We start from the raw sequence: 21,668 nt of genomic DNA, 5'->3' as shown, positions 1-21,668 counted from the left end.
GTACGGGATGCTTTTTATTGTTAGGAAATTTTAAAATTCTTGGACTGTGGATAGAGCTTTGACATCCAGCTCCAGCGCCTAGCCCCTCTAGGGGTCTAGCCAATTTAGAATAGAAGGCAAAGAACGCCTTCTATTCATGAGCTTCTTATTTGCCTTAGGCTGATCAAGGCGCTTGCGCTTTTCTTAGTTGATTTAAAAGTTGTCATTTATCATGAAAGGGGTTTATAATGAAAATAACGAAAGGTTGTCAGACTTCTGACAAGTTGGCGTTATCGAATGGAATAAGCTGATATAAGGAACAGTAAAATGAGATAGTAAAGGAGGATTTGGATGTCAAATTATACATATAAACGAATTTTTTTAATTGTAATGGATTCAGTTGGCATTGGAGAGGCCCCTGATGCAGATAAATTTAATGATCTTGGATCTGATACACTTGGTCATATAGCAGAGCATATGGGTGGATTGCATATGCCGAATATGGCAAAGCTCGGACTCAGCAATATACGAGAAATAAAAGGGGTACAAAAACAAGATCAGCCATTAGCTTTTTATACTAAAATGCAGGAAGCTTCTACGGGCAAAGATACAATGACAGGACATTGGGAGATTATGGGTCTAAATATTAAAAAACCATTTAAAGTATTTCCAGATGGGTTTCCAGCCGAGCTCATTCATGATTTAGAAGCCAAAACAGGACGAAAAATCATTGGAAATAAACCTGCATCAGGCACAGAAATACTAGATGAATTAGGCGAAGAGCATATGAAAACAGGAGCTTTAATCGTCTATACTTCTGCGGATTCCGTATTGCAAATCGCTGCACATGAAGACATTGTACCTTTAGAAGAATTATATAAAATTTGTGAAATTGCTCGTGAAATGACATTAGATGAAAAATATATGGTTGGACGGATCATTGCTCGTCCATTTATAGGGGAGCCTGGAAATTTCACAAGAACAGCGAATCGTCACGATTATGCATTAAAACCATTTGATCGTACGGTCATGAATGAACTTAAAGATAGCGGCTATGATGTTTTGGCAATTGGAAAGATTTCTGATATTTATGATGGAGAAGGAATTACAAAGTCTATAAGAACAAAATCTAATATGGATGGAATGGATAAATTAATTGATACGTTAGGGATGAACTTTACCGGTATCAGCTTTGTTAACCTAGTAGATTTTGATGCATTATTTGGTCATCGCCGTGATCCCGCTGGTTATGGAAAAGCGCTTGAGGAATTTGATAACAGACTGACTGAAGTCCTTGAGAAATTAACTAAGGAAGATCTGCTTATCATCACGGCTGACCATGGAAATGATCCAATACACCACGGAACAGATCATACAAGAGAATATGTACCATTACTCGTTTATAGTCCGAGATATAAAGCCGGCAAAGAGCTGCCGTTAAGAAATACATTTGCCGATGTTGGCGCAACGATTGCTGATAACTTCAACGTAAAGCTGCCTGAATATGGAAAAAGTTTCTTGGCGGAGTTGAAGGAGGATGGATCTAAATGAATTATGAAAATATTAAAGAAGCTGCAGACTATTTAAAGGGAAAATATAAAGATACACCAAAGATCGGCCTAATTTTAGGCTCCGGCCTGGGAGTTTTAGCCGATGAAATCGAAAAGCCTGTAAAAATTCCTTATCATGAGATTCCGAACTTCCCTGTTTCCACAGTTGAAGGGCATGCAGGGCAGCTCGTTTTTGGACGGTTAAAGGATGAGAATGTCATTGTGATGCAAGGTCGTTTTCATTTTTATGAAGGATATAGCTTAGATAAAGTCACTGCACCAGTTCGCGTCATGAAGGAATTAGGAGTCGAAACGTTGATCGTTACAAATGCTGCAGGCGGGATTAATGAAGCTTTCGAAGCGGGAGATTTGATGCTAATTACCGATCATATCAATAATATGGGGACAAACCCGTTAATCGGGCCGAATGATGCTAATATAGGTGTCCGTTTTCCGGATATGTCAGAAAGCTACAGTAAAAAACTAAGAGAATTGGCAAAACGTACTGCGAAGGAGTTAAATATTAAGCTTCAAGAAGGCGTTTATGTAGCGAATACCGGCCCATCGTATGAAACTCCGGCAGAAGTCCGTGCTCTCCGAATAATTGGAGGAGACGCGGTAGGGATGTCAACAGTACCGGAAGTTATTATAGCAAGACATGCCGGATTAAATGTGTTAGGAATCTCCTGTATTTCAAATATGGCAGCAGGTATTTTGGATCAGCCATTATCACATGATGAAGTAATGGAAACAACCGAAAAAGTACGTGCTAATTTCTTAAAGCTCGTAAAAAGCATTATAGAGAAGATCGACTAATACGTATATAAGGGTGAGATTAAGCATGAGAATGGTAGACTTAATTGAAAAAAAAAGAGATGGTCAGGAATTAACAAAAGAAGAAATCAACTATATTATTAAAGGATATACAGCTGGTGATATTCCGGATTACCAAATGAGTGCATTAACAATGGCGATTTTCTTCCAAGGAATGACCGATAATGAACGTGCAGAGCTTACAATAGCAATGGTCGAATCTGGTGATAAAATCGACTTAAGCGAAATCGAAGGTATAAAAGTAGATAAGCACAGCACAGGTGGAGTCGGCGACACAACTACATTAGTATTAGGACCATTAGTGGCAGCAGTTGGTGTACCAGTAGCAAAAATGTCAGGACGCGGATTAGGTCACACAGGCGGAACTATTGATAAGCTTGAGTCAGTACCAGGTTTTCATGTAGAGATTGAAAACAAGAAATTTATCGAGCTAGTCAACAAAAACAAGCTTGCCGTCATCGGACAAAGCGGAAATTTAACTCCAGCTGATAAAAAACTATATGCACTCAGAGATGTAACAGCTACCGTAAACAGCATACCACTTATTTCCAGCTCAATCATGAGTAAAAAAATTGCAGCAGGTGCTGATGCAATTGTATTGGATGTTAAAACAGGTGCTGGAGCATTCATGAAAGATTTAGAAGGTTCAAAAGAACTAGCAAAAGCGATGGTAGACATTGGAAATTTAGTTGGCCGCAGAACAATGGCGATTATTTCTGACATGAGCCAGCCATTGGGCTTTGCAATCGGCAATGCCCTTGAAGTAAAGGAAGCCATCGATACGTTAAGCGGAAAAGGACCAAAGGATTTAGAAGAATTATGCTTAACATTAGGCAGTTATATGGTTCTTTTAGCAGAAAAGGCAGACTCGCTTGACGAGGCACGTGCAAAGCTCGTTGAAGCAATAGAAAACGGCAAGGCATTAAATACATTAAAGAGATTCCTGGAAGCACAAGGTGGTGACGGATCAGTCGTCGAAGACCCAGATAAATTACCGAAAGCCGAATTTATTACGGAATTAGAGGCAAAAGAAGACGGCTATGTTTCGGAAATCATCGCAGATTCAGTCGGAACAGCTGCCATGCTGCTTGGTGCAGGCCGTGCTACTAAGGAATCGGAAATTGACTTAGCTGTCGGCTTAGTTTTAAATAAAAAAATCGGTGATACCGTTAAAAAAGGCGAGTCACTTGTGACGATCCATAGTAATCGTAAAGATGTAGAAGATGTGAAGAAAAAACTTTACGGAAGTATCACGGTTACGGAAAATTCAGTTAACGAACCGAAATTAATTTATGCAACGGTTGAATAGGGTTTATAAGAACCACAGCCTTAGAGCTGTGGTTTTTTGTGAGAAATAAACAATTTAGATGTCTTAACACCTCTTTCATCTAACACTTCTTTTACAAGATTCTCTCTTCTTTAAACTTCAACATAACAGGCAGCCTTGTGAAAGGCGCTATCATCTTTCATTCGTGTAAACTAATATAAAAAAAGTCTTCCATTTCAAGTATAATTTCCCTTCCATTGGAAAAAATGGAATGTATAAAGAATGGAGGGCTTATGAAATGAAACGGATATTTTCATGTTTAACGCTTATAGCGATGCTTCTTTCTGTTACACCAGCGGCATTTGCTGCTAAAGAATCTACTACTGTTGAACTTGCAGATAAAGCGAAGTCAGCTGTTTTAATCGAACGAGATACAGGAACGATTTTGTACGATAAAAATAGTAATGAAAAGCTTCCTCCAGCAAGTATGACAAAAATAATGACAATGCTTTTAATTATGGAAGCGCTTGAAAAAAATCAAATAAAATGGGATGAAAAAGTACGCACAAGCGAATATGCTGCATCAATGGGAGGTTCGCAAATTTTTTTAGAGCCCGGTGAAGAAATGACTGTTGAGCAAATGCTAAAAGGAATTGCGATCGGGTCTGGAAATGATGCTTCCGTTGCCATGGCTGAAAAAATTGCAGGATCAGCCGAAGAGTTTGTCAATATGATGAATGAAAAAGCAGCTGAGTTAGGCTTGAAAAATACGCATTTTAAAAACCCGACAGGCTTGCCTGAGAATGGCCATTATAGCTCCGCATATGACATGTCGATTATGGCAAAAGAGTTATTAAAATATGAGGAAATTACAAAGTTTACTGGTAAATATGAGGACTACTTACGTGAGGGAACCGAGAAAAAATTCTGGCTCGTCAATACGAATCGCCTTGTAAAATTTTATCCAGGTGTAGATGGAGTAAAAACCGGCTTTACGAATGAAGCAAAGTATTGTTTAACAGCAACTGCAAAAAAAGATAATATGCGTGTGATTGCGGTTGTATTCGGAGCAGATACTCCTAAAGATCGGAATGCACAGGTTACAAAAATGCTCGATTATGCATTTAGTCAATATCAGACACATCCTCTTTTTGAAAAAGATCATGTGTTGACAAGGGTAAAGGTAAGCAAAGGCAGTGATAAAGAAGCGAATTTAATGACATCTGAACCGATTTCTGTCCTTACCAAAAAGGGAGAAACCGTTGATGATGTAACCCAGGAAATTGTCTTGGAAAAGAATGTTCAGGCTCCTATTAAAAAAGGGGATGAACTAGGATCTCTCGTGTTGAAAAAAGAGGGAAAAGTAATTGCTGAAAGCAAATTAGTTGCCGAAAAAGATGTCACATCGGCAAATTGGTGGAAGTTATTCAAACGTGTGATGGGTGATTTTACAAAGACTAGCTAATGTTGCCGAATAACCACTAGTTTTGTCACCATGCAGGAAAATAAAGCTTCAATCAAGAATGACTCTTTATCCAGAATTTAAGGAGGGGTAAAACCTTGAGTCTAGCAATTGAACTTGATGTGAAGGAAGCTGTTTTATGCATTCGACTTTCAGGTGAGCTTGATCATCATGCAGCTGAAGAATTGCGTTCAAAAGTAACGGAAACGTTAGCCGCAAATCCTATCAAGCATATTGTGTTAAATCTAGAAAAATTGACGTTTATGGATAGCTCTGGTTTGGGCGTAATACTCGGAAGATACAAACAAATTAAAGCTACAGGCGGAGAGATGGTTGTATGTGCGATTTCTCCTGCTGTTAAACGATTATTTGATATGTCAGGGTTATTTAAAATTATCCGCTTGGAAGATAATGAGCCTAAAGCGTTGCAAACATTGGGGGTGGCGTCATGAAAAATGAAATGAACCTCCAATTTTCGGCACTTAGTCAAAATGAATCGTTTGCAAGGGTAACGGTTGCAGCATTCATTGCCCAACTAGATCCAACGATGGATGAATTAACGGAAATTAAAACAGTGGTTTCTGAGGCTGTAACCAATGCCATCATTCATGGATATGAAAATGATCCGAATGGAATTGTTTATATTTCAGTAACGTTAGAGGATGGAGTCATCCATATGACGATTCGTGATGAAGGGATCGGAATTCCTAACGTTGATGAAGCAAGGCAGCCTTTATATACAACAAAGCCAGAACTTGAACGATCAGGCATGGGCTTTACCATCATGGAGAACTTTATGGATGAAATTTCTGTAGAGTCGTTAGAAACAAAAGGGACAACAGTCAGGCTGACAAAACATTTATCGAAAAGTAAAGCTTTATGCAATTAAAGGGAGACTTGCTATGGATGTGGAGGTCAAGAACAATCAATCAAAAACACAGTTAAAGGACCATGAAGTCAAGGATTTAATTCGCCGTAGTCAAGAAGGTGACCAAGAGGCTCGTGATCTAATCATTCAAAAAAATATGCGCCTTGTTTGGTCGGTTGTTCAGCGCTTTTTAAACCGCGGCTATGAACCTGATGATTTGTTTCAAATAGGAAGCATTGGTTTACTAAAATCTGTTGATAAATTTGATTTATCCTATGATGTGCGATTTTCAACCTATGCTGTACCAATGATTATCGGTGAAATCCAACGTTTTATTAGAGATGATGGGACAGTTAAGGTTAGTCGATCACTAAAGGAGCTAGGGAATAAAATCCGGCGTGCTAGAGATGAGCTCTCGAAAACAATGGGGAAGGTACCCACTGTAGCAGAAATCGCAAACTACTTAGATATTTCTCCCGAAGATGTGGTTCTCGCACAAGAAGCTGTAAGAGCACCTTCATCCATCCATGAGACCGTTTATGAAAATGATGGAGATCCGATTACCTTACTCGATCAAATTGCAGACCATACCGAAACGAAATGGTTTGACAAAATTGTGTTAAAGGATGCCATTCGTGATCTCGATGAACGAGAAAGACTTATCGTATACTTGAGGTATTATAAAGACCAAACACAATCTGAGGTTGCAGATCGGTTAGGAATTTCCCAGGTTCAAGTTTCGCGACTTGAAAAAAAGATCTTGCAGCAAATGAAAGATAAAATGAATCAATAAACATGAAAAAAGCTGACTCAAGCATCGGGTCAGCTTTTTTTGTGTTTGAAAAAATAAACGATTCTTCCATGGTAATTATTGGACTTCAGCTTAAGATTGCATGATTAAAATTGTCCGTAAGCATACTACATATACGGGATAAAGAATGGAGCTGTAAAATCTCAGCATTTCCTTTATATCAAATCAAATCATTAGGAAGTGAATCTTGATGGAAAAGACGGTATATATAAGACTTCGTCATCGCATTCAAGTCCACCCTAACGATGTAATTACGATTGATAAAGTCGCACTCGTCGTCGGTGATAAGGAGTTGACGCAAAAGCTAAGAGAACTTTTCATTCATAAAATAAAACCAAGTGATAAAAATATGGTGGTCATTGATGTCATGCACGTAATAAAAGAAGTACATAAATTTGATCCCCATATTGATGTCCAAGCAATTGGTGCATCTCAAACAATTGTTGAAATTGTATTTGAAAAGAAAAAGCTTTCTCCGTTATTATTTTGCGCTGTTTGGTTACTGCTCTTTATTGGAGCAGGGCTTGCAATCATGAATTTTCATGAGGATGTGAGCATGCAGCAGGTTCACCAGCGAATTCATAAACTCGTAACTGGTAAGGCAAATGCCCAACCGCTCCTGCTGCAAATTCCATATTCACTTGGCTTAGGGTTGGGAATGGTGTTGTTTTTTAATCATTTATTTAAGAAAAGAATTAACGAGGAACCAAGTCCCTTAGAGGTTGAAATTTTTAATTATCAGTTGGATTTAGATAAGTATGTTGCAATGAATGAAAATAAGGAGAACTTAAACGAAACAAATGAAGATCGTTGAAAGTTTATTCTTAATTATCATTGGCTTATCAGGGGGATTAGTAGTTGGTTCCGGATTTGTAGCGTTTTTAGCGGTACTTGGAATTATTCCTAGACTGACTCAGCTAACAAAAACGTATCAATTTATCCATGTATATGAATGGGCGATTATTCTCGGGGCGGTTTTGACAGGCTGGATAAGTTTAAGAGATACGATCCTATTTCAGTCAGCATTTTGGCTGATCCCCATCGGTCTCTTTAGCGGGATGTTTGTTGGCATGCTGGCAGCCGCCTTAACAGAAGTCTTAAATGTTTTTCCGATTTTAGCAAAGCGGATCGGTTTAGGAGATAAAGTTATTATTTTATTAATGGCCATTGTGTTAGGAAAAATTTTTGGTTCGCTTTTCCACTGGGTCTATTTTGTTAATCATTAAAGGGAGGTATCAGTATGGCAAAACCTAAAATGAAGGAAGATTATAAAAACCAGATTAAGAATTACCAGCCAAAACCGCCATATTTCCTTAATTGTCTTAAGGCATTTATTATCGGCGGACTTATTTGTTTGTTAGGTCAATGTGTACAAAATTTTTATATGAATGTGATGAATTTTTCAGAGAAAGATGCCGGTAATCCGACAGTTGCCACATTAATTCTTATTTCAGCCCTTTTAACTGGATTTGGGATTTATGATAAGTTAGGGCAGTTTGCAGGTGCTGGCTCAGCGGTTCCAGTTACTGGTTTTGCCAATTCCATGGCAAGCGCTGCAATCGAGCATCGAAGTGAAGGAATTGTATTAGGAGTTGCAACAAATATGTTTAAGTTGGCTGGAAGCGTCATTGTTTTTGGTGTAGTTGCTGCCTATATTGTTGGGATGATTCGTTATTTTTACGGAATTGTATTTTAGGGTGAGGTGACGCTGATGAAGTTAACAGGTAAACAAACATGGCAATTTGAAAATCCATTATTCGTTCAATCTAGCGGTACAGCGGTGGGACCGAAGGAAGCTGATGGACCATTAGGACAGCATTTTGATATAAAACATAAAGAGCTCCATTGTGGCGAGGATAATTGGGAGCTTGCTGAAAGAAGATTAATGGAGCAAGCAATTGAGCAATGTCTCACAAAAGGAAATAAAACAATCGGTGATATTGATCTTTTGTTAGCTGGAGATTTGTTGAATCAAAATGTTACAGCGAATTATGTTGCCAGACATGTAAATATTCCTTTTTTATGTATGTTTGGGGCATGTTCAACCTCAATGGAAACGGTAGCTGTAGGATCTGCATTAGTAGATGGAGGGTTTGCTGACCGTGTTATCGCCGCGACTAGCAGCCATAATGCAACAGCAGAAAGACAGTTCCGTTATCCGACAGAATATGGCGGGCAAAAGCCAGATACAGCAACATTTACCGTCACAGGATCAGGGGCGGTGTTAATCAGTAAAGAGGTAAGCAATATCCGAATAACATCAGCAACAATCGGAAAGGTTGCTGACCTAGGAATTAAGAATCCTTTCGACATGGGTTCAGCAATGGCACCTGCTGCTGCAGATACGATTGCCCAGCATTTGAAGGATTTAAACAGAACACCTGATGATTATGATTTGTTCTTAACAGGTGATTTGTCTGGCGTAGGGAGTCCAATTGTAAAAGAAATGCTTAAGGAAGAAGGCTTTGATGTTCATGATAAACATAATGATTGCGGATTAATGGTGTATCGACCAGATCAAAAAGTATTTGCTGGTGGCAGCGGCTGTGCTTGCTCGGCAGTCGTGACATATAGCCATATCTTTAATGAATTAGAGCAAGGAAACTTGTCCCGTGTTTTCGTCGTAGCAACTGGAGCATTATTAAGCCCGACAATGATTCAACAAAAAGAATCGATTCCTACCATTGCACACGGAGTTGTATTTGAAAGAACGGATAGGAGTGTGAATAGCTAATGGAATACGTGATAGCATTCCTTGTCGGCGGAGCGATTTGTGTCATTGGACAACTGCTTTTAGATGTTTTCGGATTAACTCCGGCACATGTCATGAGTACTTTTGTTGTATCAGGAGCGATCTTAGATGGCTTTGGCATATATGATAAATTAATTGATTTTGCTGGTGCAGGAGCAACCGTACCGATCACGAGCTTTGGTCATTCTCTGCTCCATGGTGCAATGGAAAAAGCTAATGAACATGGATTTATTGGAATAGGAATGGGGATCTTTGAATTAACCTCAGCCGGTATTTCTGCTGCGATCTTGTTTGCTTTCATTATGGCACTTATTTTCAAACCGAAAGGATAGGATGAAACATTGACAAAAAAACGAAAGGTCATCTTAGTAACAGATGGGGATGAGTATGCTGCACGAACAGTTGAATATGTAGCAGCTAAAATAGGTGGCAGAGCCATTTCCAGGTCTCAGGGAAATCCAACTACATTAACTGGACCGGAAATTGTTCAGCTCATCCTCGAGGCTAAAAATGACCCGGTTTTTGTCATGTTTGATGATTGCGGCCTCTTAGGTGAAGGTGCAGGTGAAACAGCCTTAAAATATGTAGCAGAGCATCAGCGAATTGAGGTGCTAGGTGTAATCGCTGTTGCATCTAAAACACATCAGACCGAATGGGCAAGAGTGGATGTTAGTATTGACCGATTTGGTGAGTTAACAGAATATGGAGTAGATAAAAGCGGGTTAAAGGATCTTGAGGTTGGCAGAATAAGTGGTGATACCGTTTATTGTCTAGATTTACTAGATGTTCCGATAATAGTCGGGATAGGGGACATTGGCAAAATGGCTCGAAAGGACAGCGTGAATAATGGATGTCCCGTCACGATGAAGGCAGTAGAACTTATTTTAGAAAGGAGCGGTTATCATGACAACAAAGACTGATAAAAAGCCAATCTCAGCGAATCTTGCAGAAAATGAACAGTTCTTTAAAAGCCATGTAGGATTGAATACAAGCTTTGATTTAGGAATTCGAAAGCTTACGATAACAGATTATCGAGTGAATTTATATTATGTGAACGGTTTATGTGATACAGCTTATATTACACAATTATTAAGACAGCTCTTAATGATTAAAGATGATCAGGTTGAAAATTTAAAGTTTAAAGAGTTACTTGAAAATCAGCTTGTTAATCAATCGGTTGAAAAAATTTATTCATTGGATGATGTAGTTGATCAAGTTTTATCTGGATTAGTTGTCTTTTTAATAGAAGACACAACTTACGGTTTAGTTGTTGATGTGCGCAGCTACCCAGGCAGACAACCGCAAGAGCCTGATACTGAAAAAATTGTTCGTGGCGCAAGAGATGGGTTTGTTGAAAATATCATCGTCAATACTGGACTCATCAGACGAAGAATTAGAGATGAAAGATTAAGATATGAAATGATGAGAATAGGGGAACGTTCAAAAACAGACGTATGTATTGCGTATGTTGAAGATGTAGCCGATCCTGGCCTTGTCAAAACAATAAAGAAAGAATTAGAAACCATTAAAATTGATGGTATAACAATGGCCGATAAATCTGTAGAAGAATTTTTAGTAAGACAGGGGTATAATCCATATCCATTAGTTCGTTATACGGAGAGGCCCGATGTAGCGGCAAACCATTTGCTAGAAGGGCATGTTATTATCATTGTCGATACCTCTCCAAGTGTTATTATCACACCTACAACGATCTTTCATCATGTCCAGCATGCTGAAGAGTACCGTCAAGCACCTGCAGTAGGTACTTTCCTTAGATGGGTTCGTTTTTTAGGGATTCTCGCTTCCGTTTTTTTATTGCCAATCTGGTTTTTATATTCGATTGAACCTACTTTATTACCTGAAAAGATAGATTATATTGGTCCAAATGAGAAAAAAAATATCCCGATCGTGGTACAAATTTTTCTCGCAGATTTTGGGTTGGAATTTTTAAGGATGGCGGCTATTCACACACCGACAGCCCTGTCAACAGCAATGGGGTTAATTGCTGCAGCTTTAATTGGTGAAATCGCGATCAATGTCGGTTTATTTGTACCTGAAGTAATCCTTTATGTAGCAATTGCAGGGATTGGAACATTTGCAACTCCAAGTTATGAGCTTAGCGTTGCCAATAAGATGGTTCGTTTAGTCTTGCTAACTGCTGTTGCTTTATTCCATTTGGAAGGATTAATCATTGGTTGTACAGTGATTTTAATTTTCCTTGTTAGTATAAAGTCTTTAAATACCCCTTATCTATGGCCTTTCTTGCCATTTAATGCAAAGGCCTTATGGCAAATTATTGTGCGGACGACTGTTCCAGGTGCAAAGCTTAGACCAAGTATCGTCCATCCGCAGAATGTAAAAAAACAGCCAGATTAGGTAAAGCGACATTGAAAGTGCCCCTTATTTATGATATTGTATGTTTAATTTATAAAGGATTTTTCGTAACAGACAGTTACTTGCCTGCTGGGTGTTAACTGTCTTTTTTTCCTTTTTAGTTAAAATGAATGGCTTCTTATCAATTGATGTTTTTTACACAATGAGCGATAGGTTACAATCGTTCATAAGTAAAAGGAACATTTTATAACTAGCCTATATATAGAAAGAGGGGATACAAGGTGTTCTTACATGGTACAAGTAAGAAAAATGATGCAGGACATTTAGAAATAGGCGGAGTTGATACGGTTACATTAGCTAAAGAGTTTGGTACACCTCTTTATATTTATGATGTAGCTTTAATTAGAGAGCGTGCAAGAAGCTTTAAGCAGGCATTTGAAAATATGGGTGTAAAAGCGCAAGTTGCGTATGCGAGTAAAGCCTTTTCTTCGATTGCGATGTTCCAATTAATTAATGAAGAAGGCTTGTCTTTGGACGTTGTGTCTGGTGGAGAGCTTTTTACAGCCATTACTTCAGGTTTTCCGGCCTCAAGAATTCATTTGCATGGCAATAATAAAAGTCGTGCAGAGTTAAAAATGGCGTTAGACCATGAAGTTGGTTGTATTGTGGTTGATAATTTTTACGAAATTGAGCTTATCGATGAACTTTCAAAGGAATACAGCAGAAAAGTACCGATTCTTTTACGTGTAACACCTGGTGTTGAAGCACATACACATGATTATATTACAACGGGCCAGGAAGATTCTAAGTTTGGCTTTGGCTTGCTAAATGGTCAAATTGAACAAGCTATGAAAACTGTACTTGATTCTGAAGGTATTCATTTATTAGGTATTCACTGTCATATCGGATCGCAAATTTTTGATACAGCTGGATTTGTTTTAGCTGCAGAAAGAGTTTTTGAAAAAATAAACGCTTGGAAGGAAGAATTTTCGTATATCCCAGAGGTTGTTAACTTAGGTGGTGGCTTTGGTATCCGATATACAAAAGAGGATGAACCGCTGCCAGCAACTTATTATGTTGAACAAATTGTAGAAGCGGTAAAAAAACAGGTCGATGACATGGGAATCACGATGCCTGAAATTTGGATTGAACCAGGCCGCTCCCTTGTAGGTGATGCTGGTACAACGCTTTATACAGTTGGATCGAAAAAAACAGTACCAAACATTAGGGAGTATGTAGCGATCGATGGCGGTATGAGCGATAACATTCGTCCTGCACTTTATCAAGCAAAATATGAAGCTGTGTTAGCGAACAGAGTAACTGAAAATCATGACAAGACGGTTTCAATTGCCGGGAAATGCTGTGAAAGCGGGGATATGTTAATTTGGGATTTACCATTGCCAGAGGTTCAAGCAAAAGATCTATTAGCTGTTTTCTGTACAGGAGCTTATGGTTATTCCATGGCCAATAATTACAACAGAATCCCTCGTCCTGCAGTGGTATTTGTAGAAAATGGAGAAGCACAGCTAGTGATAAAACGAGAAAGCTATGAAGATCTGATTATGAATGACCTGCCTTTAAAATCAAAAGTATCACAAGGCTGAAGTTTGTTAAGATATAAATAAAAAGTTTGGCAATTATCTAATTTTATAAAAACAAAAGAAGTGAAATTCTCAAGAATTTCACTTCTTTTGTTTTTGTTTATCTTTGTTAATCGAAATTTAAATTTTTATACTGTGGATAAGCACACAGTATCAAACTACTGTGCCTAGCTCCTCTAGGGTCTAACACTTAAGCTGATTGTTCATTATTTGTAAAGATTGAAATGATCGCATTCCATAAAGCGATAAAAAAATCTTCAACTTGTTGTAAAAAGGTTTGACCTTCCTCAGAGTTCAGGAATTTTGATATTTTATCTCTTGCTTGCTCAAGCTGCTGACCAACCTGATTCCAGTCAATATTAATGTCTTTCATTTTATTAAATAGGTCGATCAAGCTGTTAATATCTTCTTCTGATAACGTAATCCCTAGTTCTTTTGCTGAGTCTTCAATTAAAGCCCGAAGATCGGCATCAGTTTCTGGAACACCATTTTTCGCGATTTCATCTTTTATTTTCGCCATAAGAGCAGAGGCGTTTTCTGCACCAACCTCATCACCAAGCTTTGCTGTAGTGACTAGTTCCTCATTTGCAACCTGTTTTACATCCTCAGGAATCGCTTCATCTGCGGAAACCTCATAGGCTTTGATTAATCCTGTCAACGCCGCAGTACCTGAAACCTCAAATGGCGCTGTCACATAAATTGTTGCATCTTTCACCCCAGCAGTCATTAGAGCATTTAAATACATCTCATCTGTTACCCAATTAATATTTTTAGTAGATACTTCAAGTCCTGATCCTTCCTGTTCAATTGTAATACTAGAAGAAGAAATCGCTTTTGTACCAATTGTGGCTTTAGGAATATAATTTCCTAAATATTTATGCTCTTCCTCATTTGAAACAGTAATAATTTGATTTTCTTCAGTCGCATTCATTTCTGTTAATAGTTGTTGTCTTTGCTGTGGTGTTAAATCCTCTCCAAGTGTAATAATGAGATCACCAACCACTGCATCAGCGTGGCTAAGTGATGGGAATGCAAACAAAATTATCGTAATTAAGCTTAATATAACCTTTTTCAAAGGGATAACCTCCTTGAGCTGTAAAGCAATTTCAACAGGCTCTATCTATATATAGTGATTTTTATCAGTATTATATAGCCTGTTCTAAGTTTCAATAACTTAAACGTAAGGGTATCATGTTTCTAATCGTATGACAATATCGGGCTTTTTAAAAGTTTAAGTATAACTTTCTGTACTTAGTTTTTGTGTCTAGCTCCAGCTCCTAGCCCCTCTAGGGTCTAGCCACTCATGAATTGAAGGCAAAGAACGCCTTCTATTCATAAGCGTCTTATTTGCCCTAGGCTGATCAAGGCGCTTGCGCTTTTCTTATCGTTTAGGAAATTGTAAAATTCTTGAATTGTGAATAAGCGCTTCGACATCCAGCTCCAGCGCCTATCGCCTATCAAACTTCAGATCATCTCCCTACGATAAGTCAACATCGGTTCGCTTCGCTTACCGTGTTTCCTTTATCTCAGTCGATGCTCCTCCAGTTTGTACGGCGATGACCAAGGCGCTTGCGCTTTTCTTATGATTGATCTTATTTGCTGTTCACTCCTTGAATATAGTAGAATAGAATGGTGTTCATGTCTATTAGACGTATTATATTTATTGGAGGTTTCATACATATGAAAAAAGCACAAATTACAATGGAAAATGGAGATACAATCGTTTTTGAATTATTTGAAAATGAAGCACCTGGTACTGTAGCAAACTTTGAAAAATTAGCAAATGAAGGATTTTACAACGGTTTAACGTTCCACCGTGTCATTCCTGGATTTGTTGCACAAGGCGGTTGCCCACACGGAACAGGTACAGGCGGTCCTGGTTACACAATTAAATGTGAAACAGAAGGCAACCCGCATAAGCATGAAGCGGGTTCACTATCAATGGCGCATGCTGGAAAAGATACAGGCGGCAGCCAATTTTTCATCGTACATGAACCACAACCGCATTTAAATGGTGTCCATACTGTGTTTGGCAAGGTCATTGAAAACCTAGAGGCTGTTTATAAAATTAAGCCGAATGATGTGATGAAGGAAGTAAAAGTATTCGAAGAGTAAGGTTGAAAAGGATGACGATAATGGACATGCCATTTGCGTCATCCTTCTTTTATTTTTGTATACTTCTTGCTTCTGAAGAATAATTTATTATAATTAACGAGCTTTATGATTGCGTTTCTCACATTATACGGATAAAATAAATTTATAACTTCATATTTCGTTTTACATTCTTCGGGGCAGGGTGGAATTCCCTACCGGCGGTGATGAAGCTTTAAATAGCTTCTTAGTCCGTGACCCGTTAACAAATGTTAACGGTGGATCTAGTGAAACTCTAGAGCCGACAGTTAAAGTCTGGATGGGAGAAGAATTGCGCGAATTTTTTGCGGTGTATTAAAATCTGTTAAAAAATTTTGATTTTAATACTCTTATTTGACGTACTCAAATATCAATTTCTCAACTTACAAGCCCTTAGTCTGCCGACTTAGGGCTTTTATTATTATGTAAACGTAAATATGGTCATTATATTAAAGGGAGGTTGAATGCCAGTTTCGTTTCACGTTAGAAGAACAAAAGGTTTTCTAGAAGCTGTAACAAAGAGAGGGAAGGCTGATGTTTACAGGAATTATCGAAGAAATTGGAACAATTAAAAGTGTTCAAGGTTCGAAAGACGCTATTGTTTTTACGATCGGTGCAAAAAAGATCATGAATGATATTTCCTTAGGAGATAGTATTGCAGTTAACGGTGTATGTTTAACGGTAACAGAGTATAATTCTGCTACTTTTTCTGTAGATGTCATGCCAGAGACTGTGAAAAGTACGTCTCTAAACCAATTAAAACAAGGATCAATGGTTAATTTGGAAAGGGCTATGGCTGCAAATGGCCGATTTGGCGGCCATTTTGTTTCAGGACATGTGGATGGAATTGCAAAAATTATTAAAAAACAGCGTGTTTCAAATGCTGTCTATTATGAATTGCAGCTTTCTGAAGAGTTAACAGAAACATTAATTCATAAGGGTTCGATTACAATTGATGGCATTAGCTTGACGATTTTTGGCTTAGAAAAAGACAAAGTAATGATTTCAATTATTCCACATACTTTGACAGAAACGATTCTAGGTACTAAGGATGTTGGAGACATTGTGAATATTGAATGCGATATGATAGGAAAATATATAAAGAAATTTTTAAATCAACAGGTAAATCCTAAAAGCTCTTCATTAAGTAAATCATTTTTAGAAGAAAATGGCTTTTATTAATGATAGGAAAACGAAATTAAATGAAGGGGGCTTGACAATGTTTAATAAAATTGAAGATGCGATTGCTGATTTAAAAGAAGGAAAGGTTATTATCGTAGTAGATGACGAGGATCGCGAAAACGAAGGGGATTTTGTCTCCTTAGCTGATATGGTGACACCTGAAACGATTAACTTTATGATAAAGCATGGTAGAGGGCTGGTTTGTGTACCGATTACTGAAAATCAAGCGAAAAGATTAGATCTTTCTCCAATGGTAAATCAAAATACTGACCCGCATGGAACGGCCTTTACAGTTAGTGTTGATTATAAAACAAATTCTACTGGAATCAGCGCCTTTGAACGTGCAGACACCGTACGAGCCCTATTATCAGATGACACAAAGCCGGCAGATTTCAAACGTCCTGGCCACACATTTCCATTAGTGGCAAAAGAGGGTGGGGTGCTTCGGAGAGCCGGGCATACTGAAGCAGCTATAGACCTTTCTATTTTATGTGGTGCAAAACCAGGCGGTGTTATCTGTGAAATCATTAAAGAAGACGGAACAATGGCAAGGGTGCCTGATTTACTAATATTAGCTAAGCAGTTGGATTTAAAAATGATTACAATCAAGGATTTAATTCAATACCGCAATCGCAGTGAAAAACTGGTAAAAAGGGAAATTGAAATTGAATTGCCAACAGAATTTGGTTCTTTTAAAGCGATCGGGTATTCAAATTTATTAGATAATAAAGAACATATTGCGCTTGTAAAAGGTGAAATCTCAGCTGATGAACCTACATTAGTACGGGTGCATTCCGAATGCTTAACTGGCGATGTTTTTGGATCTTATAGATGTGATTGTGGCCCACAATTGCATGCAGCGCTTGCCCAAATCGAAAAAGCTGGCAAAGGTGTGCTGTTATATATGCGCCAAGAAGGCAGAGGCATTGGTCTGCTGAACAAAATGAGAGCATATAAGCTTCAAGAAGAGGGCTATGATACAGTTGCTGCAAATGAGAAGCTGGGCTTCGCACCTGATTTAAGAGACTATGGAATCGGTGCGCAAATTTTGAAAGATTTAGGGATTGAAAAAATGAAGTTATTAACAAATAACCCAAGAAAAATTGCCGGTCTTGAAGGATATGGTTTAACGGTTTTAGATCGAGTCCCTATCGAGATGCCTGCAAGAGAAGAAAATGAACATTACTTAAGAACTAAGTATGAAAAATTGGGTCATTTTTTACATTTTTAATACAAACATAATTTGGAGGAATGAAAAATGAAAACATTTGAGGGTCATTTAATAGGTAGCGGATTAAAGGTTGCGATTGTTGTCGCTCGTTTTAATGAATTCATCACATCAAAACTTTTAGGTGGAGCCGAGGACGGCTTAAGAAGACATGGTGTTGAAGAAGAGAATATTACAGTGGCTTGGGTGCCTGGTGCCTTTGAATTACCGTTAGTTGCTAAAAAGCTAGCTGAATCAGGCAATTATGATACTGTTATTACTTTAGGTACAGTTATTCGAGGTTCAACAACACATTATGATTACGTATGTAATGAAGCTGCTAAAGGAATTTCTAAAGCATCAATGGATACAGGAGTTCCTGTAGTATTTGGAGTCTTAACGACCGAAACAATTGAGCAAGCGGTAGAAAGAGCTGGAACAAAAGCGGGCAATAAAGGCTATGAGGCTGCTGTTACAGCGATCGAAATGTCAAATTTACTTAAAGCCCTACATTAATTTTCCTAAAAGTGTTTAAAATCGATAAAAAACTGTTTATAATGTTGTGAGAAGTGGTTTTTCTAAAAAGAGCTATTGTTCTTGAATTCGGATATCACACTCTCGTACTTATCTTACTATTTTATCGGTGTAAAATATTGCTTTCGCTTTTTAGGGAGCTATTTCGTTAATGAGGGGTATATATGTTAATACGTTATAAGAAGAGTTTTGAAAAAATTGCAATGGGCCTCCTGTCATTTATGCCGGCGGAAAAGGATCTGAAGCAATTGCAACAAACAGTTAAACAGTATGAAACCGCAGGTGATTGGCAGTTGTTTCTATGGAAGCAAGAAGAGGATATTATCGGTGCAATTGGAGTTGTTCTTAAAGGTGATGAGCTTGTAGAAGTTCAGCATATCTCAGTGAACCCATCCCATCGCCAGCAGGGTATTGGTAAACGTATGGTAAATGCAGTGAAAGACCTCTACAAAAACAAATCTGTTGTTCCTAATGACGAAACAGAAGCATTTTTTAAAAAGTGTAATAGTGATGATGACAAGGATTGTTAGAAAAAGAAAAAGGCTGTCTCAGAGGGGGTTTCCCTTTTTGAGACAGCCTTTATTTTTAAAAAGTAAATGATGATTATGTTGCTGCAAACGTCTCTGTTCAAGGAGTTTCCGCTTTTTTAGATTTTCTGAGCTCAAGCTGGTTTTTTCGTTCAGCTATGATATTCGTCCGATCTCGTTTTGTATGTTTATGGATTAAATATTCATTTGTTAAGTCACTTTCTTTTCCCCATTTTTTTTGATCATGACATTGTGTTTTACAAATCGTTACTAAGTCCTGATCGATGATGGGAAAGTTGAAACTATAATAGCTATTGCCGTTTAGAATTTCATTCTTTCTTTTTAGTAATTGGTTTATTAACTCTTCTTTATGTAATCCGAGATTTTCCAGGGCCTGACTCTCACTCTTTAGCAGCTTAATTGCGTTTGAAATCATTTTCAAGGCACCGGCGAAATTCCCTCTTCTTTGATGATATAAGCCAACCGCGATTTGAATAAGTCCAACCCAGTAGTCTTTTCGTTCATTGGGAGGATCATTTTTCCAATGCTCTTCAAGTATTTCGTGACACTCAAAATAATCACGGTCACAATGAAAATATATGAGAAAGTCTATATATGCTTGGTCATACATACCGAATACATCCTTCCGTTCCAATAAATATCATTGTAGCATATTCAAGTCAAGGCTGCTGAATGAACAGCAGCCCCATCCATTATTAATATAACCAAGCAGCACCAACAATGATTAATAAAATAAACAATACAACGATTAACGCAAATCCACCGCCATAGTTAAAACCTTGTTCACCCATTTAATATTCCTCCTTAATGTTGAGCTATTACATTTGTAATATATGAGACCGTAACAGAAATGTATGGGCTAACGTCTATTTTTTGGGTATTTTAATAAGAAACAAGATAGGATCTCTTTTGTTTATGTTGTGTAGTCGATCAATCAGCGGAAAAAGTTGCGTTTTTGTAAAATAGGGTTAAATATTTCTTGGACATGCTGTAAATTTACTCTATACTATATGGTGGCTAGTTGTAAGAATGGTGGGATATAAAATTGCAGTATCATGTGAAAATCGATGCTTTTGAAGGTCCATTAGATCTTTTGCTTCATTTAATTAATCGCTTGGAAATTGATATATATGATATTCCTGTCTCGGAAATTACAGAGCAATACATGCTTTATATACACACAATGCAAGAATTGGAGCTTGATATTGCTTCTGAATATTTAGTGATGGCAGCAACTTTACTCTCTATTAAAAGCAGAATGCTGTTACCAAAACAAGAGGAAGATCTGTTTGATGATGAGTTCGAGGGAGAGCAGGAAGAGGATCCTCGTGAAGAATTAATGAGAAGATTAATTGAATACCGAAGATATAAAGAAGCAGCACAGGATTTGCGTTCACTTGAAGAAGGCCGCTCACAGGTCTATACGAAGCCTCCGAGTGATTTAAGCGAGTACGGCTCACAGTCTACCAATCAGATGGATTCCTTGAACGTTTCGCTTTATGACATGCTCGGTGCTTTTCAAAAAATGTTAAGGAGAAAGAAAATCCAAAAACCGCTTCAAACCAAAATTACCCGGCAAGAAATACCGATTGAAAAAAGAATGGAAGAAATCTTAGAGGATTTACGAATAAATCCCGGAAGACGTAGGTTTGTTGATTTATTTCCATCTAATAGCAAAGACCATTTAGTTGTTACTTTTTTAGCGATATTGGAATTAATGAAATCACATTTAGTTTTAATTGAACAAGAGAATAATTTTTCAGATATTTATGTAATGGGGAGTGAGTAGCTCATGTCCTTGGGTGTAATTGAGTGGAAATCGATTGTTGAAGCTCTTTTATTTGCAGCAGGTGACGAGGGCCTTTCTTTAAAGCAGCTTGCGGTTGTATTAGAGATCGAAGAACAGGAAGTCACAGGTATTTTAGAAGAGCTTTCACAGAGCTATAAAGATAAGGAGCGCGGCATTGAATTAGTTGAAGTTGCCGGACACTACCAGCTTACAACTAAAAAAGAACATGCTATCTATTTAAAAAGGTTAGTTGAGGCTCCGGTAAATTCCTCCCTTTCACAAGCGGCACTTGAAACATTAGCGATTATAGCTTACCGCCAACCAATAACAAGGTCGGAGATTGAAGAAATTCGCGGAGTGAAAACGGAACGACCAATTCAAACACTCCTTTCAAAAATTTTGATAAAAGAGGTTGGCAGAGCAGAAGGAACGGGACGGGCCATTCTTTATGGAACAACAAAGGAATTTCTTGAATATTTTGGTTTAAAATCTATTAAAGAACTGCCGCCGCTTCCTGCCAAAGCTGAAGAAGCGTACGAGCAGGAAGAAGCAGACTTATTTTTTGAAAAGTTTAATGAAACATTAGAAGATTTAAAATAGCAAAATGGAGAAGGTTGACTAGAAGGAGTGTTACCATTGTGCATTATGAGATGGTTAACATAAACTTTCAAAGTCAGCCTTTTTGAACGATAGCTTCAGTTTGGCTTGAAGATAAAGATGCACATACTCCAATACAAATGTTATTATTTTTAGAAAAACTTCACCGCCTTCCTTGGCAAGCAATGTAGTGAGTGGCATTCTAGCCATACCTGAAGAATTA

General features: G+C 37.9%; 25 protein-coding genes and 1 riboswitch. Of the genes, 22 read left to right on the top strand and 3 right to left on the bottom strand.

The window, feature by feature from the left end:
* Positions 1 to 330: 330 nt before the first annotated feature.
* From deoB to lysA, 15 genes are all read left to right on the top strand, one after another.
* Entirely contained in the window at positions 331 to 1,530 is a 1,200-nt protein-coding gene (deoB, locus tag ACSVDH_RS18910; RefSeq protein WP_439250278.1) for a phosphopentomutase, read from the top strand.
* On the top strand, positions 1,527 to 2,345 hold the full coding sequence (locus tag ACSVDH_RS18905) for a purine-nucleoside phosphorylase (RefSeq protein WP_439250279.1): 819 nt from the start codon (positions 1,527 to 1,529) through the stop codon (positions 2,343 to 2,345). The genes deoB and ACSVDH_RS18905 overlap by 4 nt, the downstream gene beginning before the upstream one ends.
* 25 nt (positions 2,346 to 2,370) lie before the next feature.
* On the top strand, positions 2,371 to 3,672 hold the full coding sequence (locus tag ACSVDH_RS18900; protein WP_439250281.1) for a pyrimidine-nucleoside phosphorylase: 1,302 nt from the start codon (positions 2,371 to 2,373) through the stop codon (positions 3,670 to 3,672).
* A gap of 256 nt (positions 3,673 to 3,928) precedes the next feature.
* The gene (locus ACSVDH_RS18895) at positions 3,929 to 5,095 is read left to right on the top strand and encodes a D-alanyl-D-alanine carboxypeptidase family protein (RefSeq protein WP_439250282.1); all 1,167 of its coding nucleotides are present in this window, start codon (positions 3,929 to 3,931) and stop codon (positions 5,093 to 5,095) included.
* Positions 5,096 to 5,190: 95 nt separating this feature from the next.
* A complete protein-coding gene (gene spoIIAA, locus ACSVDH_RS18890) occupies positions 5,191 to 5,544 on the top strand; it encodes an anti-sigma F factor antagonist (RefSeq protein ID WP_299088206.1) in 354 nt (117 codons plus the stop codon).
* Complete coding sequence (spoIIAB, locus tag ACSVDH_RS18885) at positions 5,541 to 5,981, top strand: anti-sigma F factor (protein WP_439250283.1); 441 nt, start codon at positions 5,541 to 5,543, stop codon at positions 5,979 to 5,981. The genes spoIIAA and spoIIAB overlap by 4 nt, the downstream gene beginning before the upstream one ends.
* A 13-nt stretch (positions 5,982 to 5,994) precedes the next feature.
* Positions 5,995 to 6,753, top strand: coding sequence for an RNA polymerase sporulation sigma factor SigF (gene sigF, locus ACSVDH_RS18880; protein ID WP_439250284.1), 759 nt, complete (start codon positions 5,995 to 5,997; stop codon positions 6,751 to 6,753).
* A gap of 208 nt (positions 6,754 to 6,961) precedes the next feature.
* Positions 6,962 to 7,585, top strand: a complete 624-nt coding sequence (locus ACSVDH_RS18875) for a stage V sporulation protein AA (protein WP_439250285.1) — start codon at positions 6,962 to 6,964, stop codon at positions 7,583 to 7,585.
* Positions 7,572 to 7,997, top strand: coding sequence for a stage V sporulation protein AB (locus tag ACSVDH_RS18870; protein WP_299088213.1), 426 nt, complete (start codon positions 7,572 to 7,574; stop codon positions 7,995 to 7,997). The genes ACSVDH_RS18875 and ACSVDH_RS18870 overlap by 14 nt, the downstream gene beginning before the upstream one ends.
* Before the next feature lie 14 nt (positions 7,998 to 8,011).
* Positions 8,012 to 8,467 carry a stage V sporulation protein AC gene (gene spoVAC, locus ACSVDH_RS18865; protein ID WP_439250286.1) on the top strand — a complete coding sequence of 152 codons (456 nt, stop codon included), beginning with the start codon at positions 8,012 to 8,014 and terminating at the stop codon, positions 8,465 to 8,467.
* A 15-nt stretch (positions 8,468 to 8,482) separates the two neighbouring features.
* Positions 8,483 to 9,505, top strand: coding sequence for a stage V sporulation protein AD (spoVAD, locus tag ACSVDH_RS18860; protein WP_439250287.1), 1,023 nt, complete (start codon positions 8,483 to 8,485; stop codon positions 9,503 to 9,505).
* On the top strand, positions 9,505 to 9,855 hold the full coding sequence (gene spoVAE, locus ACSVDH_RS18855) for a stage V sporulation protein AE (protein WP_299088218.1): 351 nt from the start codon (positions 9,505 to 9,507) through the stop codon (positions 9,853 to 9,855). The genes spoVAD and spoVAE overlap by 1 nt, the downstream gene beginning before the upstream one ends.
* A 9-nt stretch (positions 9,856 to 9,864) precedes the next feature.
* Positions 9,865 to 10,443, top strand: a complete 579-nt coding sequence (spoVAEA, locus tag ACSVDH_RS18850) for a stage V sporulation protein SpoVABEA (RefSeq protein WP_299088221.1) — start codon at positions 9,865 to 9,867, stop codon at positions 10,441 to 10,443.
* On the top strand, positions 10,427 to 11,899 hold the full coding sequence (locus ACSVDH_RS18845; RefSeq protein ID WP_439250288.1) for a spore germination protein: 1,473 nt from the start codon (positions 10,427 to 10,429) through the stop codon (positions 11,897 to 11,899). Before spoVAEA ends, ACSVDH_RS18845 begins: the two co-directional genes overlap by 17 nt.
* 239 nt (positions 11,900 to 12,138) lie before the next feature.
* Positions 12,139 to 13,461, top strand: a complete 1,323-nt coding sequence (gene lysA, locus ACSVDH_RS18840) for a diaminopimelate decarboxylase (protein ID WP_439250290.1) — start codon at positions 12,139 to 12,141, stop codon at positions 13,459 to 13,461.
* 187 nt (positions 13,462 to 13,648) lie between these two features.
* Here the strand turns inward: lysA and ACSVDH_RS18835 are convergent, their stop codons facing one another.
* Entirely contained in the window at positions 13,649 to 14,533 is an 885-nt protein-coding gene (locus tag ACSVDH_RS18835; RefSeq protein WP_439250291.1) for a DUF1002 domain-containing protein, read from the bottom strand.
* A 605-nt stretch (positions 14,534 to 15,138) separates the two neighbouring features.
* Here ACSVDH_RS18835 and ACSVDH_RS18830 point away from each other — a divergent pair.
* The 5 genes from ACSVDH_RS18830 (at position 15,139) to ACSVDH_RS18810 (ending at position 19,041) form a co-directional block, all read left to right on the top strand.
* On the top strand, positions 15,139 to 15,573 hold the full coding sequence (locus tag ACSVDH_RS18830; protein WP_299088232.1) for a peptidylprolyl isomerase: 435 nt from the start codon (positions 15,139 to 15,141) through the stop codon (positions 15,571 to 15,573).
* 163 nt (positions 15,574 to 15,736) lie between these two features.
* A riboswitch (FMN riboswitch) is annotated at positions 15,737 to 15,884 on the top strand.
* Positions 15,885 to 16,122: 238 nt separating this feature from the next.
* Complete coding sequence (ribE, locus tag ACSVDH_RS18825; RefSeq protein ID WP_439250292.1) at positions 16,123 to 16,770, top strand: riboflavin synthase; 648 nt, start codon at positions 16,123 to 16,125, stop codon at positions 16,768 to 16,770.
* Positions 16,771 to 16,807: 37 nt separating this feature from the next.
* Positions 16,808 to 18,001 carry a bifunctional 3,4-dihydroxy-2-butanone-4-phosphate synthase/GTP cyclohydrolase II gene (locus ACSVDH_RS18820; RefSeq protein ID WP_439250293.1) on the top strand — a complete coding sequence of 398 codons (1,194 nt, stop codon included), beginning with the start codon at positions 16,808 to 16,810 and terminating at the stop codon, positions 17,999 to 18,001.
* 27 nt (positions 18,002 to 18,028) lie between these two features.
* Positions 18,029 to 18,493 carry a 6,7-dimethyl-8-ribityllumazine synthase gene (gene ribH / locus ACSVDH_RS18815; RefSeq protein WP_299088239.1) on the top strand — a complete coding sequence of 155 codons (465 nt, stop codon included), beginning with the start codon at positions 18,029 to 18,031 and terminating at the stop codon, positions 18,491 to 18,493.
* 182 nt (positions 18,494 to 18,675) lie between these two features.
* Positions 18,676 to 19,041 carry a GNAT family N-acetyltransferase gene (locus ACSVDH_RS18810; protein WP_299088241.1) on the top strand — a complete coding sequence of 122 codons (366 nt, stop codon included), beginning with the start codon at positions 18,676 to 18,678 and terminating at the stop codon, positions 19,039 to 19,041.
* Positions 19,042 to 19,138: 97 nt separating this feature from the next.
* Here the strand turns inward: ACSVDH_RS18810 and ACSVDH_RS18805 are convergent, their stop codons facing one another.
* Positions 19,139 to 19,669, bottom strand: a complete 531-nt coding sequence (locus tag ACSVDH_RS18805; RefSeq protein ID WP_299088243.1) for a DUF309 domain-containing protein — start codon at positions 19,667 to 19,669, stop codon at positions 19,139 to 19,141.
* Between the two features lie 85 nt (positions 19,670 to 19,754).
* Positions 19,755 to 19,850 carry a YjcZ family sporulation protein gene (locus tag ACSVDH_RS18800; protein ID WP_072579338.1) on the bottom strand — a complete coding sequence of 32 codons (96 nt, stop codon included), beginning with the start codon at positions 19,848 to 19,850 and terminating at the stop codon, positions 19,755 to 19,757.
* A 254-nt stretch (positions 19,851 to 20,104) separates the two neighbouring features.
* Between ACSVDH_RS18800 and ACSVDH_RS18795 the strand changes: the two genes are divergently transcribed.
* Positions 20,105 to 20,848, top strand: a complete 744-nt coding sequence (locus ACSVDH_RS18795) for a segregation/condensation protein A (RefSeq protein WP_299088248.1) — start codon at positions 20,105 to 20,107, stop codon at positions 20,846 to 20,848.
* 9 nt (positions 20,849 to 20,857) lie between these two features.
* On the top strand, positions 20,858 to 21,448 hold the full coding sequence (scpB, locus tag ACSVDH_RS18790; protein WP_299088369.1) for an SMC-Scp complex subunit ScpB: 591 nt from the start codon (positions 20,858 to 20,860) through the stop codon (positions 21,446 to 21,448).
* Positions 21,449 to 21,668 lie beyond the last annotated feature (220 nt).

Origin of the sequence: Metabacillus sp. Hm71 (assembly GCF_051842955.2) — a bacterium.
Classification (GTDB): domain Bacteria; phylum Bacillota; class Bacilli; order Bacillales; family Bacillaceae; genus Metabacillus.
This window is presented reverse-complemented; position numbering and strand designations above follow the sequence as displayed.